Source organism: Neisseria sp. HMSC055H02 (assembly GCF_001813335.1).
Taxonomy (GTDB): domain Bacteria; phylum Pseudomonadota; class Gammaproteobacteria; order Burkholderiales; family Neisseriaceae; genus Neisseria; species Neisseria sicca_C.
Genome location: NZ_KV812076.1, coordinates 30,655 through 47,357 on the forward strand (window position 1 = coordinate 30,655; position 16,703 = coordinate 47,357).

Annotated in this window: 15 protein-coding genes; 8 read left to right on the top strand and 7 right to left on the bottom strand. The window is 50.5% G+C overall.

Annotated elements, in window-relative coordinates; all coding sequences use genetic code 11:
* Positions 1–4 precede the first annotated feature (4 nt).
* From mreC to HMPREF2907_RS02910, 5 genes are read left to right on the top strand one after another with little or no spacing between them, the layout of a single operon-like run.
* The gene (gene mreC / locus HMPREF2907_RS02890; protein WP_003763657.1) at positions 5–844 is read left to right on the top strand and encodes a rod shape-determining protein MreC; all 840 of its coding nucleotides are present in this window, start codon (positions 5–7) and stop codon (positions 842–844) included.
* Between the two features lie 7 nt (positions 845–851).
* On the top strand, positions 852–1,355 hold the full coding sequence (mreD, locus tag HMPREF2907_RS02895) for a rod shape-determining protein MreD (RefSeq protein WP_070679869.1): 504 nt from the start codon (positions 852–854) through the stop codon (positions 1,353–1,355).
* A 27-nt stretch (positions 1,356–1,382) separates the two neighbouring features.
* On the top strand, positions 1,383–3,404 hold the full coding sequence (mrdA, locus tag HMPREF2907_RS02900; RefSeq protein ID WP_070441926.1) for a penicillin-binding protein 2: 2,022 nt from the start codon (positions 1,383–1,385) through the stop codon (positions 3,402–3,404).
* On the top strand, positions 3,397–4,560 hold the full coding sequence (rodA, locus tag HMPREF2907_RS02905) for a rod shape-determining protein RodA (protein ID WP_070679872.1): 1,164 nt from the start codon (positions 3,397–3,399) through the stop codon (positions 4,558–4,560). Before mrdA ends, rodA begins: the two co-directional genes overlap by 8 nt.
* An 11-nt stretch (positions 4,561–4,571) precedes the next feature.
* Positions 4,572–5,228 (top strand): MarC family protein, encoded by a 657-nt coding sequence (locus HMPREF2907_RS02910; protein WP_070679875.1) that lies wholly within the window; start codon positions 4,572–4,574, stop codon positions 5,226–5,228.
* A gap of 293 nt (positions 5,229–5,521) precedes the next feature.
* Here the strand turns inward: HMPREF2907_RS02910 and HMPREF2907_RS02915 are convergent, their stop codons facing one another.
* Positions 5,522–7,297, bottom strand: a complete 1,776-nt coding sequence (locus tag HMPREF2907_RS02915) for an assimilatory sulfite reductase (NADPH) flavoprotein subunit (protein WP_070679878.1) — start codon at positions 7,295–7,297, stop codon at positions 5,522–5,524.
* Positions 7,298–7,613: 316 nt separating this feature from the next.
* On the opposite strand from HMPREF2907_RS02915, the gene HMPREF2907_RS02920 reads away from it, so the two are divergent.
* Complete coding sequence (locus tag HMPREF2907_RS02920) at positions 7,614–8,042, top strand: hypothetical protein (RefSeq protein WP_070679881.1); 429 nt, start codon at positions 7,614–7,616, stop codon at positions 8,040–8,042.
* 152 nt (positions 8,043–8,194) lie between these two features.
* On the opposite strand, the gene HMPREF2907_RS02925 is transcribed toward HMPREF2907_RS02920, so the two are convergent.
* From HMPREF2907_RS02925 to HMPREF2907_RS02940, 4 genes are all read right to left on the bottom strand, one after another.
* Positions 8,195–9,577, bottom strand: coding sequence for a phosphomannomutase/phosphoglucomutase (locus HMPREF2907_RS02925; protein WP_070679884.1), 1,383 nt, complete (start codon positions 9,575–9,577; stop codon positions 8,195–8,197).
* A 121-nt stretch (positions 9,578–9,698) separates the two neighbouring features.
* Positions 9,699–10,535 (bottom strand): KPN_02809 family neutral zinc metallopeptidase, encoded by an 837-nt coding sequence (gene ypfJ / locus HMPREF2907_RS02930; protein WP_070679887.1) that lies wholly within the window; start codon positions 10,533–10,535, stop codon positions 9,699–9,701.
* Between the two features lie 143 nt (positions 10,536–10,678).
* Positions 10,679–11,113: a hypothetical protein gene (locus tag HMPREF2907_RS02935; RefSeq protein ID WP_070679890.1), complete on the bottom strand. Its 435-nt coding sequence runs from the start codon at positions 11,111–11,113 to the stop codon at positions 10,679–10,681.
* Complete coding sequence (locus HMPREF2907_RS02940; RefSeq protein ID WP_070679893.1) at positions 11,106–12,413, bottom strand: homoserine dehydrogenase; 1,308 nt, start codon at positions 12,411–12,413, stop codon at positions 11,106–11,108. The genes HMPREF2907_RS02935 and HMPREF2907_RS02940 overlap by 8 nt, the downstream gene beginning before the upstream one ends.
* Positions 12,414–12,762: 349 nt before the next feature.
* Between HMPREF2907_RS02940 and HMPREF2907_RS02945 the strand changes: the two genes are divergently transcribed.
* Positions 12,763–13,137, top strand: a complete 375-nt coding sequence (locus HMPREF2907_RS02945) for an Mth938-like domain-containing protein (protein WP_070679896.1) — start codon at positions 12,763–12,765, stop codon at positions 13,135–13,137.
* 152 nt (positions 13,138–13,289) lie between these two features.
* Positions 13,290–13,784: a thiol peroxidase gene (gene tpx / locus HMPREF2907_RS02950; RefSeq protein ID WP_039404698.1), complete on the top strand. Its 495-nt coding sequence runs from the start codon at positions 13,290–13,292 to the stop codon at positions 13,782–13,784.
* A gap of 166 nt (positions 13,785–13,950) precedes the next feature.
* Here tpx and HMPREF2907_RS02955 read toward each other — a convergent pair whose 3' ends face one another.
* Together HMPREF2907_RS02955 and HMPREF2907_RS02960 are read right to left on the bottom strand one after the other, a co-directional pair.
* Complete coding sequence (locus tag HMPREF2907_RS02955; RefSeq protein ID WP_070679899.1) at positions 13,951–14,898, bottom strand: AEC family transporter; 948 nt, start codon at positions 14,896–14,898, stop codon at positions 13,951–13,953.
* Between the two features lie 83 nt (positions 14,899–14,981).
* A complete protein-coding gene (locus tag HMPREF2907_RS02960; RefSeq protein ID WP_070679902.1) occupies positions 14,982–16,607 on the bottom strand; it encodes a malolactic enzyme in 1,626 nt (541 codons plus the stop codon).
* Between the last annotated feature and the right edge of the window lie 96 nt (positions 16,608–16,703).

Sequence of the window (16,703 nt, forward strand, 5' to 3'; positions counted from 1 at the left end):
TGAAATGGAACATTCTTCTTTACGGTTTGACGAGGCAAAGGGTCAAAAGCTGTTGCCTCGTTTTATTGCGTATTTGTTACTGGGTGCAGGCATTATGGTGGCGGACGGCCGTTTCAACCTGATGCAGCCCGTGCGCACTGCGGCGGCGGAGATTCTTTATCCGGTGCAATGGCTGGCAAACCAGCCGGTCCGTCTCTATCAATATTTTTCCAACCAATCTCAATCACAAACCGAGCTGTTGGAACAAAACCGTCTCCTTTTGGAGGAAAACGGTCGTCTGAAAATCCAGCTTCAACGCGATAAGGTCAACCTGAGCGAATTGCAGGAGCTGAAAAAGCTATACGGCTTGCAGCAAAAAGGCATAAGCAATGTCATAGGCGCTGAGGTATTGTCCAGTGGCAAAGACCCGCTATCCGAACGTTTGATTATCAATAAAGGCAGTGGCGAAGGAGTGGTGGCAGGCGATGCCGTTATCGACCAAAACGGCTTAATCGGGCGGATTACATTGGTTCACGCAAACAGCGCGGAAGTCGAGCTGATGGCGGCTGCGCAAAGTATCGTCCCTGTTGCCGTTGAGCGTACGGGCGAACGCAATCTCGCCTACGGCAACGGTGTGGGTTTGGATTTACGCTATTTTCCGACAGGATCGGATTTGAAGCCGCAGGATGTTTTGATTACCTCCGGTTTGGACGGCATTTATCCGGCAGGTATTCCCGTAGCCCGTGTGGATAAAGTCGTCCGCGCTTCCGGTACGCCTTATTACGACACAGAACTGACCCCGTTTGCCGCCTTGCGCCGCAGCCGCTTTGTTTTGGTTCTGTCTTCTTCCCATTCTTCCCAATAAATCATTCATGAACGATTTTGACGATTCCTACCGTGCCATGCCCGTCGGTGTGATTGCGGCAAGTTTTGCCGTAACCATGCTTGTCGATTTCATGCCTTTCCCCTTTGATGCGTTTTTTTGGCTGCCCGAACTGACCGCGCTGATGCTGCTTTATTGGTCTATGCACCATCCCCAACGCGTCGGCATGGGCATTGCATTTTTGCTTGGCTTGATAGTCGATGCCGCAACAGCAGCAACTTTGGGGCTGCACGCATTGTCTTATATGGTCATGGTGTATTTCGTCTTGAACACGCGCCGTCAAATCATGCTCTACGGCCACATCATGCAGATCGGGGCGGTATTGGCAGCATTGTTCTGCCATCAGGCGGTCTTGGTGGCGGCGCGCCTGTTCCTCAACAACCAAATCATTACTTGGCAAAGTTTCATCGCGCCTTTGGCAGGCGCGCTGCTTTGGCCTTTCTTGAGCCAGTTGATGCTGATGCTGACCAATTTCTATCGCGCCAACAGATAACGTGAAACCATGTCCATACTGAATACTATGAAACGTCGTCTGAAAAATGGCGGTAGCGGTAAAACACAGACTGCAAAGGCGGCGCAAGCCGATTCTTTATTGCGTCTGCTGGTAGCGTTTATCCTGATTGTGGTTTTGTTTGCCGCATTGGTGGCGCGGTTTGTCTATTTGCAAGTGTTCCGGCATGACGATTTTTCCGGGCAGGCATCCAGCAACCGCATCACATTAATTCCGACTCCGCCTGTCCGCGGCGAAATCGTAGATGTCAACGGCGTACCGTTGGCAAAAAACTATCCTGTATTTTCGTTGGAAGTCATCCCCAGCCGCATTGAGGGTAAGATGGAGGATGTGATCGAAGCCCTGCGGAAGTATGTCGATATTACGCCTACTGATTTGAAGCGTTTCCACAAATACCGCGAAAGCTACCGCAAATTTGAAAACATCCCGCTCAAGCTGCGCCTGACAGATGAAGAAGCGGCGAAATTGTCCGTGCATCTTAATGAATTTAAAGGTGTAGAAGTCAATTCGCGCACTTTCCGCGAGTATCCTTATGGCAAACTGACTTCACACTTTTTAGGCTACATCGGTCGCATCAGCGACAAAGATCAGGAAATTTTGGAAGAAGAGGGCTTGACTGCACTCTATCGCGGCAGCACGCACATCGGCAAATCGGGGCTGGAAAAATATTACGAACCGCAGCTTCATGGCGCGCCCGGCTATCAAGAAGTGGAAAAAGACGCTTACGGCAATATTGTGCGCGTCTTGAAAAACGTGCCGTCGCGCATGGGGCAAACTTTGCGCTTGGGCATGGACATCCGGATGCAACAAGAGGCGGATAAAATATTGGGAGACAGGCGCGGGGCGATTGTCGCCATCAATCCGCAAGACGGTACGGTGTTGGCTTTCGTTTCCAAGCCTTCTTTCGATCCCAACCTCTTTATCGACGGCATCGACAGCGAAACTTGGAAAGCCTTGAATGATGACTGGAAAAAACCGTTGGTCAACCGCGTAACGCAAGGTCTGTATCCGCCGGGCTCGACGTTTAAGCCGTTTATGGGCATGGCTTTGCTGGAAAGCGGCAAAATTACCCAAACGACGGTCGTTCCCGCGCCCGGCGCATGGAGCATTCCCGGCAGCCGCCACGTCTTCCGAGATTCCGTACGCAGCGGTCACGGCTCGGCGAATTTGAGCAAGGCGATACAGGTGTCGTCTGATACCTTTTTCTACCGCTTGGGCTACGAAATGGGCATAGACAAAGCATCGCCGTATTTAGCGCAATTCGGTTTCGGCAAAAAAACCGGCATCGACCTGCCCAGCGAATATACGGGTGTTTTGCCTAGCCGCGAATGGAAGGCGAAACGCTTTGCCAAATCGTCCGATCCTACCGCCAAAGAATGGCGCGCAGGCGAGATGGTCTCGGTCAGCATCGGGCAGGGTTACAACGCTTACACCCCGCTGCAAATGGCACACGCCACCGCTTCGCTCGCCAATAACGGCGTGGTTTATCAGCCGCATTTGGTGAAAGAATTGTTGGATTTCGACAAACGCAAAATCACGCGTATCAATCCCAATCCTGAATACAAAATCCCGTTCAAACAAGATAACTTCGAATACGTCAAACAGGCGATGGAGAAAGTCTTGAAACCGGGCGGTACGGCACACCGCATCGGCGGCGGATTGGCTTACAGCATGGGCGGCAAAACGGGCACGGCGCAGGTTGTGCAAATCAAGCAGGGCGGTCGTTACAACGCCGCAGCTTTGCGCGAGCAACACCGCGACCATGCGTGGTTTATTTCGTTCGCCCCCTTGGAGAAGCCTGAAATCGCCATTGCCGTAATTCTGGAAAACGGCGGCTGGGGTGCCTACGCCGCACCGCTTGCCCGCAGCCTGACCGATTTTTATATGCTCAATGTCAAGCCGCAGCAATTTTCAGACGACCCCGACGCAGGCGGAATGCCCGAACCGCAACAACACCGCACACAACCCCAACCGCCGACCATATTCCAAAAAGCCTACGGTCTGAAACAGGAGGAAGCAAATCATGAATGAAACGGTCGGAATGTGGGCAAAAATCAAACGCACCGTATCTGCTCCGATAGACCCGTGGCTGTTTTTCCCCATGCTCGCCATCTACATCATGAGCCTGTTTTTGCTCTATTCGGCGGACGGGCAGGATTTCGGCCAGCTTGAACACAAAACCCTGCATACGGTCGTCGGCTTTGCACTGCTGTGGTTTGTCGCCTCGTTCAAGCCGCGTGATGCCGCAAAGGTTGCGCTGCCGATGTACCTGATTGGCGTGTTGCTGCTTGTCGCCGTCGAAGTCGCAGGCGTGACCGTCAATGGCTCTACACGCTGGCTAGAGCTGGGTTTCACGCGCATCCAGCCGTCCGAAATCATGAAAATCGTCCTGCCCATGACCGTCGCTTGGTACTTCCAGCGGCACGAAGGTCGTCTGAAATGGTTTCACTACGTCATCGCCATGCTTTTAATCCTCATCCCCGTTGCGCTGATTTTGAAACAGCCCGACTTGGGTACGGCGGTTTTGATTATGGCATCGGGTATTTTCATCGTCTTTTTCGCAGGTCTGCCGTGGAAAGTCATCTTTGCCGCCATCGTCGCCTTCGTTGCCGCATTGCCGCTTTTATGGAACTACGGGATGCACGACTATCAGAAAACCCGCGTCCTGACACTGTTTGACCCGACGCAGGACCCTTTGGGCGCAGGCTACCACATCATCCAGTCCATGATTGCCATCGGTTCGGGCGGTGTCTGGGGGAAAGGCTGGCTCAACGGCACACAAACGCATTTGGATTACATTCCAGAGTCCACGACCGACTTCATTTTTGCCGTATATGGCGAAGAATTCGGTTTGATCGGCAACATCTTGCTGCTGCTGGTTTACCTCGTTATCCTGACGCGCGGACTGCTGATTGCCGCCAAAGCCCAATCGCTTTACAGCCGCACGCTTGCCGGCGCATTGACCATGACCTTTTTCTGCTACGCCTTTGTGAACATGGGTATGGTGAGCGGCATTTTGCCCGTTGTTGGTGTTCCCCTGCCGTTGGTCAGCTATGGCGGCACTGCAACGCTCTCCATCATGACCGTACTTGCGCTGCTCATGGGTATTTCCAGCGAGCACAAAACCAAACGCCGCTACGAATTCAATGACAAAGCGGACGTAAACGTCTCTACAAAAAACCAATAAGGGAATAAAAAATGGAATTAGGTGTAGAAATCGGCAAACTTTTGGTTGCCTTCCTTGTACTGATCAACCCGTTCAGCGCGCTTTCGATTTACCTCGATTTGACGCAGGATCACAGCACCAAAGAAAAACGCCGCATCGCCCGCACCGCCGCGCTCGCCGTCTTCATCGTCATTGCCGTCTTCACCTTGACGGGCGGGATGTTGTTGAAAATCTTAGGCATCAGCGTCGGCTCTTTCCAAGTCGGCGGCGGTATTTTGGTATTGCTTATCGCCATCTCCATGATGAACGGCAACGATAACCCCGCCAAACAAAATATCGGTGGCGACAAGGAAGAGGGTGTTGTACCACACATCCAAAAAAACGCCAAAGCCATCGCCGTCGTTCCCGTCGCTATTCCCATCACCATCGGACCGGGCGGTATTTCTACCGTCATTATCTATGCCTCAGCTGCCAAAAATTACAGCGATATTGCTTTGATCCTCGCCGCAGGCTTCCTCGTCAGCCTGATTTGCTACGCTATTCTCGTTGTTGCAGGACGAATCAGCAAAAAACTGGGTACAACAGGACTGACCATCCTTAACCGTATCATGGGCATGATGCTTGCCGCCGTCTCCGTAGAAATCATCGTTGCCGGATTGAAATCCATTTTCCCGCAACTGGTAGGGTAGCTCATAGATTGCGCAGAAGGCGGAATTTATCGTGTGTCTGTTCATATTTCTCAACATAAAAAGTCGTCTGAAAATGGTTTTGTGTTTTGGATGACATGTCCTGCAATATTCCTCAACTGTTCTGACTTTTAATTTTATCGTCTAGGTCAGTTGTGTGTAGAGCCCATATCAATCTTTCTTGCAGGAAAGACCGTATGCTGCCGTTTCTGTAATTGATGTACTTCAAATACGAATTCGCCGTCGTCTGAAAACCCGATTTGGGCTTTTCAGACGACCTTTTGTTTGGAGCGGTATCAATAGACGTCGCGTTGGTAGCGTTTGTCTTCGCGCATTTCGTTGAGATAGTCTTCGGCATCGTCGCGGCTGAGTTTGCCTTGGGTTTCGATGACGTCGATCAGGGCGGTTTCTACGTCGCGCGCCATGCGGGTGGCGTCGCCGCAGACGTAGAGGTGTGCGCCTTGTTGCAGCCAGTTCCAAACTTCGGCGGCGTGTTCGGCAATTTTGTGTTGGACATAGACTTTGTGTTCGCCCTGCCTGCTCCATGCCAAGTCGGCACGGGTAAGGATGCCGTCTTTGCGGTAATCGCTCCATTCAAGCTGGTACAGGAAGTCGTCGGCGAGGCGTTGGTTGCCGAAGATGAGCCAGTTTTTGCCGTTGTCGCCGTTGGCGGCGCGTTGCTGCATGAAGGCGCGGAAGGGAGCGATGCCTGTGCCTGCGCCTATCATGATGACGGGGGTGTTGCCGTCGGCGGGCAGGCGGAAATTGGGGTTGGGTTCGACGAAGACGCGTACTTCGCCGCCTTCTTCAAGGCGTTCGCCCAGATAGCCTGAGGCTGCGCCGGTGTAGGTGTTGCCGTGGTGTTCGAAGCGGACGACGCCGACGGTCAGGTGGACTTCTTCGCCGACTTCGTCTTGCGCGGAGGCGATGGAGTAAAGGCGCGGGGTTTGGGGGCGGAACAGTTGGAACAAGGTTTGCGCGTCCAGCGGATGGGGGTGGGCGGCGAAGACGCCGACGGGCGGGGTAGCGGCGAGGTAGGCGTCCAATCGGGTTTTGTCGGCGGCTGTGGTTTTGAGTTCTTCGCTACCGGACAATTCGGCGTATTGCTGCACGAGTGCCGGCGTGTTTTGCGTGATGTCGGCGGACTCGGTCAGGGCGGTGCGGATGTCGGTTTCGAGGTCGTCTGAAAGGCGGATTTTTTCTTCGCCGCTTAATTGGTGCAAATCGAGGATTTCTTGAACCAAAGCCGAATCGTTGAGCGGGAGTACACCCAATGCGTCGCCTGCCTGATAGTGCAGTCCGGAACCGGACAGGTCGATTTCGATGTGTTCTACGTCTTTCTCGGCGGAGCGGGACGTGATTTTTTGGCGGACGGACAGGGTGGCGGTATAGGGTTTGTCTTTGGTATAGACAGTACCTGCGGTTTGAGGGGCGACAGGGGTTGCAACGGATGCTGCGGCGGTTTGCGCGGCAAGCTCGGCAACTTGGGGGACGACAGCTTCTATCCAAGCATCGGCGGCGCTTTGGAACTCTAAATCGCAGATGCCCAAGTCGTTCAGACGACGTGCGCCCAGTTCGGCAAATTTGGCGTCAAAGTCTTTGCCCGCTTGGCAGAAATTGGGATAGGAAGAATCGCCCAAACCCAAGACGGCAAAAGTGAGTTTGCCCAAATCGGGGGCTTTTTTGCCGAAGACGAATTTATACAGCGGCAGGGCTTCTTCGGGCGGCTCGCCCTCGCCTTGCGTGGATGTTACCAATAACACGATGTCTTCATCGGGCAGGGTTTTGCTTTTGAAGTCCCCCGTGCTGCTCAATACGGCTTCTACGCCGGCGTTTTTGAGTTTGGCATGTAAAGATTCGGCAACGCCGCGCGCATTGCCCGTTTGCGAGGCGGATAAGACCAACACGCGTCGCGCGGGGGCGACAACGGCAGGGGCTACGGAAACACCCAAACCGCCCTCCGCCCCCTGACTTTGCGCCCAGCAGTAGCCGGAAAGCCAAGCGAGCTGTGTAGGCGAGAGGGCGGCGAGTTGTGCGGAAAGTTCGGCGGGAAGCGGATTGGCTGGAGTCATGTCGGTTCCTTTGTGCGGACGGCTGCTTGAGGCAGAGCGTTTGCCTGCGCGGCTTTAATTGTTTGGTTGAATGGTGATTTTTCTGAAAACAGTGGCGATACTGTAAACAGGTCGTCTGAAAAACGGAAAGAATGCTTGGTTTTAATTTAATGCGATTTCGTTATATTCTGGATTGGGAGAGGGGGAGAGGGTTGATATCGGTTTTCAGACGACCCGACTATAATCTTTTGAGATTTTTAAGGGGCAGCAAAAGCGCAGATGTCCATCGGACAACTAATCAAGCAGCTTATATAAAGCTGCCGTCGGAGGTAATCAGATGATTGAATTTAATGATTTCATAAAAGAAGTAAATAAAAAATTTCAAGATGAGCTATGGGCTGATTTTGAATCCAAATTTTTTGGAGATGATTTATTTATTAAAGTAGGAATAGATTTTTCTTATGGCCATCAGTTTGAACTGTATATTCAAAATGCACGCATGAATAAATCGATTGAGGAATGGACGGTAGATTTGAAGAGAAATCAAATCATATATCTGAAAGATAGGGAAATTTATTTTATAACGGATGTCGATGAAAAAATAATGGTAAAAGGGGAAAGGTTTTTTGTTAATGTTTTGACGACTATTTACCATTTGAATCCTTCTGATAGTTTGACAAATTACATAATCAACCCAGAACTGATGGATTTTCCTACTGTTTCAAATGTTACGGTAAGTAACCATTTTGAAGAGTTGCGATTGTAATAAGTGCCAGCCATGACTGACATGAAATTGAATTCGTCTCTAGGGGAAGGGATATTAAATTCAGAAAACAGCAAAAGGTCGTCTGAAAACAGTTTGGCAGTATCTGCATTTCTGTTTTCAGACGACCTTTCGAGCTTTAAAGCGTTAACCGTTTACAGCGGCCATTTCAGCGCGGGATTGCTTTCGATGACGGCTTTAAACTGATTTTGAATCCGCTCGATGGCTTCGTCGGAATCTGCCTCGAAGCGCAACACCAAAATCGGCGTGGTATTGGAAGCGCGCATCAGGCCGAAGCCGTCGGGGAATTCCACGCGCAGACCGTCGATGGTGATGATTTCGGTCGCGCCTTCGAATTTGGCTTTGGCGGCAAGTTCGTCGATAACCTGATGGCCGTTGCTGCCTTCGGGCAGGTCGATGTTGAGTTCGGGCGTGGAAATGCTTTGCGGTAGGCTGTTCAACACTTCGGACGGATTGTCGAAGGCAGACAGGATTTCCAAGAGGCGCGCGCCGGCGTACATGCCGTCGTCGAAGCCGAACCAGCGTTCTTTGAAGAAGATGTGTCCGCTCATTTCGCCGGCAACCAGCGCGCCGGTTTTTTTCATGGTGGACTTGATGAAGCTGTGGCCGGTTTTCTCCATGACGGCTTCGCCGCCGTGTTCTTTAATCCACGGTGCGAGCAGGCGGGTGGATTTGACGTCGAAGATGACTTTCGCGCCGGGGTTGCGGCTCAAAACGTCTTGGGCGAACAGCATGAGCTGGCGGTCGGGATAGATGATGTTGCCGTCTTTGGTGACGACGCCCAAGCGGTCGGCATCGCCGTCAAAAGCCAAGCCGATTTCGGCATCGCTGTTTTTCAGTGCGGCAATCAAATCTTGCAGGTTTTTCGGTTTGGAAGGGTCGGGATGGTGGTTGGGGAAATTGCCGTCCACTTCGCAGAAAAGTTCGGTCACTTCGTTGCCCAAACCTCTGTAGAGTTTGCCTGCGAATGCGCCGCCTACGCCGTTGCCCGCGTCGATGGCGATTTTCATGGGGCGTTTGAGTTTGACGTGGCCGACGATGTGGTTGTGGTATTCGCCGGAGATGTCTTTTTCGGTTACGCTGCCTTTTTTGTCGGAAGCGGTCAGTTTGTCGGCTTCGATCAGGGCGAGCAGTCCTTGGATGGCTTCGCCTGCGAGGGTGTCGCCGCCGAGCATCATTTTGAAGCCGTTGTAATCGGGGGGGTTGTGGCTGCCGGTAATCATCACGCCGCTGCCGCCGCATTCGTTGATGGCGGCGAAATAAAGCATGGGGGTGGCGACCATGCCGACATTGAGGACGTCGATGCCGCTGTCGGTAAAGCCGCGCTGGATGTGTTCCATCAGTTCGGGACCGCTCAAGCGTCCGTCGCGTCCGAGTGCGATGCGGGTAATGCCTTTTTCGGCGGCTCGGGTGGCGATGGCTTTGCCGATGAGGTAGGCGGCTTCGTTGGTCAGGGTTTTGCCGACAATGCCTCGGATGTCGTAGGCTTTGAAGATGTCGCGGGCAATGTTTGCCATGATGGTTTCCTTTGTGATTGTGAATGGAAAACGGGCTTATTCTAACATAGGCAAAGGTCGTCTGAAGGCTTTCAGACGACCTTTGGGGGTTATATCAAATAACCATTTACTGCGGTTTCAATCAATTGCCGAATGTGTTGCATTGATTGATGTCGCCGCTGTCCAAACCGCGTTTGAGCCATGCCATGCGCTGTTCGGACGAGCCGTGTGTAAAGCTGTCGGGAACGACGTAGCCCTGCCCGTCTTTCTGCAGGCGGTCGTCGCCGACGGATTCGGCAGCCAGCATGGCTTTGGGGATGTCTTCGGGTTTGAAGATATTATTGTTGACGGCGTAATGCCCCCAAATGCCCGCGTAGCAGTCTGCCTGCAATTCGAGTTTGACGGAAAGGGCATTGGCTTCTTTTTTGCCGACCTGCTGCTGCATTCTGTGGACTTTGGGCAGGATACCGAGCAGGTTTTGGACGTGGTGCCCGACTTCGTGTGCGATAACGTAGGCAAACGCGGCATCGCTGGCGGAATTGAGTTTGGTCTGCATATCCCTATAAAAATCTAAGTCGAGATAGACTTTTTTGTCGCCCGGGCAGTAAAACGGCCCCATTGCCGATTGGCCCATGCCGCAGGCGGTGGATGTACCTCCGTTGTATAACACCAGCGTGGTCGGGGTGTAGGTCCGTCCGATTTGTTTGAAATAGCTGCCCCAAGCTTTTTCCGTATCGGCGAGGACGACGCGGGCGAGTTCGTTCAGCTCGGCTTCTTCCTGAGGTTTGAGTTGGGAGGTTTGGGTTGAACCCGTACCCATGGAAGGCGTGCCGACCAAGCCGCTCAAATCGACGCCGTAATAAGCGCCGATCAAAACGACGATGATGCCGAGGATGCCGGGCGTTCTACCGCCGCCGCCGCCGCCGTTGCCGCGTCGGTCTTCTACGTTTTGACTCTGTTCGCGTCCTTTCCAATCCATCTTGTGTGTTCCTTGTTGTGAAGTGATATGGGGCGGATTATACCGTGAAGCGGTAGAGTGATGTCCGCCTATATGAGAAAAGGTCGTCTGAAAACACCAAACGGAGTTTTTTCAGACAACCTTTTTGCCATGTCAAAACCGGATTATTCCGCCTTCAAACCTGCCACACACTGCCTGTCGCGATCTTCAAACGCTTGCGCGCCGCCGAGCAGGTCGAGCTGCTCTTGCGAGCTGAGTTTGCCCAATGAACGGATTTGCTCTTCGGAAAGTTTGTCCAAAGGCTTGTCCCACATACAGGTGCAGTAATCGGCGGCGAGTTTGCTGTTGTTTGAATCCAAGCCTCTTGCTTTCAAATCGTTTTGCCATTTTTCGGCAAAGGGGATGTTTTTCACGCAAGATTCAAAGATGTTCTGCTTAGCCTGCGGTTTGGACATGGCGCATTGCGAGAGCAGGGCAGTCGCGGCGAGCAGTGCCAAAATGACCCACGCCCAAATGCGGATGGTGCGGATTTTGGCTTTCGCTTTTTTACGCGCCGCGGCTTGCTCTTCAGCGGACATTTCGTTTTTCGGCTCAGTCATGCAGGCTTTCCATACGGATCATGGTGATCGGTTTTTCCACGCAGTTTAATGCTTCAATGGCGGCAATCGCGCGTTTGATGTGTTTCTCGACTGTGCTGTGGGTCAGAATCACGATTTCGGCGGTGGTTTGGTCGATTACACCTTTTTGGATTAAGGCCTCGATGGACACGTTTTCTTTTGCCAAAAGCGCGGCGATTTGTCCCAGCGTACCCGGTTCGTCTTTGGCTTGGACGCGCAGGTAGTAGCTGCTGGTGATTTCGTCCATAGGCAGGATGGTTTGCGCTTGGACTTGCGCGGGTTGGAACGCCAGATGCGGTACGCGGTGGTCGGTATTCGCTTCAATCAGGCGGGCGATGTCGATGATGTCGGCAACCACGGCGGAAGCAGTCGGCAATGCGCCTGCGCCCGCGCCGTAATATAAGGTTTCGCCAACCATATCGGCATTGACGCGCACGGCATTCATCACGCCGTTGACGTTTGCCAAGAGACGGCTTTCGGGAATCAGGGTCGGGTGGACGCGCAATTCGATGCCTTTGTCGGTTTTGCGGGTGATGCCCAGAAGTTTGATGCGGTAGCCGAGTTCTTCGGCGTATTTGATGTCGCGGCTGTCGAGTTTGCTGATGCCTTCGAGGTAGCAGGCGGGGAAGTTCATCGGCGTACCGAATGCCAGCGCGCTCATGATGGTGATTTTATGGCCTGCATCGTTGCCTTCGATGTCGAAGGTCGGGTCGGCTTCGGCATAGCCCAATGCTTGTGCTTCTTTCAATACGTCGGCAAAAGCGCTGCCTTTTTCGCGCATTTCGGAGAGGATGAAGTTGCTGGTGCCGTTGATGATGCCGGCGATGCTGCGGATGCGGTTGGCGGCGAGGCCTTCGCGCAGGGCTTTGATAATCGGGATGCCACCCGCCACAGCCGCTTCAAATTGCACCATGACATTTTTTTCTTCCGCCAGCGGGAAGATTTCGTTGCCGTATTCGGCGAGCAGTTTTTTGTTGGCGGTAACGATGTGTTTGCCGTTTTCAATGGCTTTCAATACCGCATCTTTGGCGATGCCGGTACCGCCGAACAATTCGACGACGACATCGACGTCTTCACGCGCGACCAGTTCGAACGGGTCTTTGACGAAGGCTGCGGACGGGCAGATTTGGCGGGCTTTTTCTTCGCTCAAGTCGCATACGGCACTGATGCGCACTTCGCGTCCCAAACGGCGGCTGATTTCCGCCGCATTGTCCTGCAACACGGCAGCCGTACCGCCGCCGACCGTACCTAAACCTAAAAGACCGATGTTTACTGGCTTCATTGTGCCTCCTTGTGAGCCGATTCTCTTAAATCAAAAAGTAAAAACAGAAATTCAGAAAGCCCGAAACGTGACGCCGCCGCAGGGGATTGATATAGTGGATTAAATTTAAATCAGGACAAGGCGACGAAGCCGAAGACAGTACAGATAGTACGGCAAGGCGAGGCAACGCCGTACTGGTTTAAAGTTTAATCCACTATAATGCTGATTTTGCAAGGGCGGAAGACGCAGGCTAAAGTCGCCCATCCTACCTGAAATTGCCTGATTTTGCACCTTTTTTACGGAACGCGGCGAAAGGGCGGCAAGCCTGTTTGCAATAGATGGATGAAGCCGAGAAGGAAACGGAAGAAAAATGCTGATAGAAGAAAACAAAACCGATGAAACCCTAAGCCTGACCGCTTATCGGGCGGGCGCAATCGAGGCAGGCGGCAAAACCTACACCGCGCCCATCATCTGGCGCAACGGTAAAATCGAAGCAATGAACGTGCAAACGCCGTCCGAACTGACCGCCGCCGACCTGTTTCAGACGACCTCCGAGTCGGACGGCTTGCCCGAAGTCATCATTATCGGCACAGGGGAGAAGCAGCAGTTCCTCCATCCGAAAATCGCCGCCGAACTTGCCGCACACGGCATCGGGTTGGAATGTATGAACACAGCCTCCGCCTGCCGAACGCTGGTGTTGCTGCAAGGTGAAGGACGCAGCGTTTGGGCTTGGCTGTGGGTGTGAGCGGGCATAAGGCGCATATAAAACAGGTCGTCTGAAATTTTTCAGACGACCTGATTTGAGCATATTGCCCTTAATTATGTATCACTTGGCAAATAGATAAAAACCTTCTATCCTCGTCAATATTTTTCGTCAACCTAAAAAAGGAAACTCTTATGGCTCAAATTACCTTCCACGACAACCCTGTCCACACTTCCGGCGACCTGCCAGCCGTCGGTCAAACCGCGCCTGCATTCAGCCTGACCGCTGGCGATCTATCCGACAAAACTTTGGCGGATTTTGCGGGCAAACGCAAAGTGTTGAACATTTTCCCAAGCGTCGATACCGGCGTATGCGCCCAATCCGTACGTACGTTTAACCAACGCGCGTCTTCTTTGGATAACGCGGTCGTTCTGTGCATTTCAGCCGACCTGCCGTTTGCCCAAGCACGTTTCTGCGGCGCGGAAGGTTTGGACAATGTTATCAACCTGTCTACGTTCCGCAGCAGCTTTGCCGCCGATTACGGCGTCGCCCTGACCGATAGCCCGTTGCGCGGACTGACTGCGCGTGCCGTTGTGGTTTTGGACGAAAACGACAAAGTCCTGCACAGCGAACTGGTTGCCGAAATCGCCAACGAGCCTGATTACGACGCGGCTTTGGCTGTTTTGTAAAACAAGGGTTTTAAAGTTGAAAAAGGTCGTTTGAAAAGTTTCAGACGACCTTTTTTATCTGTTTGAGACCTTTGCAAAATTCCCCAAAATCCCCTAAATTCCCATCCAAGACATTTAGGGGATTTTGGGGAATTTTGCAAAGGTCTCAATCCTATTCTCTTCCTTCTTATCTTAACAAAGTTTCTAATATTGGAATAACAACGATAAATAGAACCGTACTTAGAGTCACCACATTCGTCGAAAATTCCACATCTCCTTTTCCTTGATTAGCAAGGATTGGGAGAACCGCTAGAGCTGGTGTAGCGGACTGAATCATAAAGGTCTTCAATTCTACTGTCGCCATATTTGGGGCAAAAAATTTCAATACAAGAAGCATGGTCAGAGGAGCTAGGATAAAGCGTCCAACCAAAGTGACAATTGTATCTTTATCAAAAGTAATCGTATTCAAGCCAGCCTTAGCAAGAACAATACCGATATAGACAAGAGATAGTGGCGTTGTTAAACTACCAATATAAGTCAAGGTGCTTTCTGCAAAACTTGGAACAGGAAGACGGAGCACTAAAAATACGAGGGCTACGAGAAATCCCAATAAAGGGGCTGGGAAGAGCTTCTTCCAATTGAATTTTTGAGCTTGTTTTGAAGCCCCTTCTTTGCTATCCGAGGTCATTAGGTAGACACCTAATGTCCAAGTAGATACCGTATTTGTAATATAATACACCAAGAAGTAGGGAAGGGCTTGATCTCCAAACAGAGCTATGTTTAAAGGCAAACCAATAAAAATGGTATTGGCATTCACGAAGGTATTAATCATGGTTCCTCGACGGCCCGGGCGCACTCTAAAAAGTTTCACTGCTATAAAGGCCATTAGGTAACCGAGAACGAAGGCGATAAACGTATACAATAAGCCGCCAGACAAGCTAATCAATTTATCTAACGTTAAATATTTAAGAACAGAGGTAAAAATTGCCACTGGCATGGCCACATTCATAATGAGTTTTGATAAATCATTTCCAAAACTCTCTTGAAACCAACCACGGACTTGTAAGAAGTAACCTAAAATGATAATGACAATAATAGGTACAATACTCTGAATTGAAGTTAAAAAGATTTCCATAGTCTCCCTTTTTATATGTCATAGCGTATAGTTTAGGGCGTACGAAGCATCCAGTCGCACTCGTACACCCCATTTCCATTTACTTATTTATAGGTTGGATACCATTTCAAATCACGAACTGCTTTAGCCATATCAGTTTCTTTAGCACGGGCAAGACCTTGTTCTTGCGCTTTTTTAGCGACTGCTTCTGCTACCTTAATAGAAACATCTGCTACATACTTGAATGGTGGCAAGACAGGAGCTCCTGGTTGGCCTGGATTGACAATACCACTCAATGAATGAGCCGCTGCTCCAATCATTTCATCTGTCAAAAGACTTGCTTCAGAAGCCAGCATACCTAAACCAAGACCTGGGTAAATCAAGGCATTATTGGCTTGACCAATCACATAGTCTACACCTTTATAAGAAACCGTATCAGCAGGAATTCCTGTTGCGACAAAAGCCTTGCCATCTGACCATTCGATCAAATCTTTAGCACTAGCTTCGGCTAGCTCGGTTGGATTTGATAATGGGAAGATCATTGGACGTTCAGTATTTTCGCACATAGCTTCTACAATTTCTTTAGTGAAGGTATTAGGTTGAGTTGAAGTTCCTACAAGAATGGTTGGTTTCACAGTCTTCACTACTTCAAGTAGGTCAGTCAACTTGTCTGCGTTGCTAAAATCAGCACGTTTCTTAGCAAATGGTTTTTGCTCTGGTGTCAAGTCATCCATATCATCAAAGAGAAGACCTTGTTTATCAACCATAAAGAAACGTTTATAGGCTTCTTCTTCGGAAAGACCTTTACTCACCATTTCACGGAGAACACGAGAGGCAATTCCTGCACCCGCAGTACCACCACCATAGCAGAGATAAACTTGATCGGTTAATTTTTCACCACTAATATCCAGCGAACCAAAGATTCCACCTAAGGTAACGATTCCTGTACCTTGAATATCATCATTAAAGGTCGGAATTTGTTTCCGGTATTTTTCAAGAATATTGGCAGCATTCAAGCGACCAAAGTCTTCCCAGTGAAGGTAGAGTTTAGGAAAGAGTCGTTCTGCTGTTTGAACAAATTGGTCAATGAAGTCGTAGTAACGATCCCCTCGGACCCGTTCGTGACGATTTCCTAAGTAATTAGGATTGTTACGAAGTTCTTCACGGTTAGTTCCTGCATCAATGACTAAAGGAAGAACCATAGAAGGATCGATTCCTGCAGCACCCGTATAGACCATCAATTTCCCAACAGAAATATCGACACCATTTGTCCCCCAGTCTCCAATACCAAGAATACCTTCTGCATCTGTCACTACAATGAGTCGAATCTCACGGTCCCCAGCAGCATTTTTCAAAGTGGCTTCAATATTTTCAGGATGATTAATATCAAGATATCCCGCATATTGTGGATCTACAAAAAGGTCACTATAGCCTTCAATGGTATCTGCAATGGTTGGGTCATACACAATTGGATTAAATTCTTCCAAATGTTGAGAAAAGAGGTAATAGAAAAGAGTCCGGTTTGTGTTAAAGATTTCCATTAAGAACAAACGTTTTTCCAGATCATTGACCTTTGTTTGCATTTGTGCATAGGTTTGTGCTGCTTGTTCCTCAATCGTTTGAACATAAGGTGGCAGTAAACCAATAAGGCCTAGTTCCTTTCGCTCCTCTAAGGTAAAGGCAGTTCCCTTATTAAGGAAAGGATTGTTTAAAATATCATGTGCAGTCATAGTGCAACCTCCTTTTTTATTTATATTATACCACTTAAAACGAATTGAGACCTTTGCAAAATTCCTCAAAATCCCCTAAATTCCCATCAAGACATT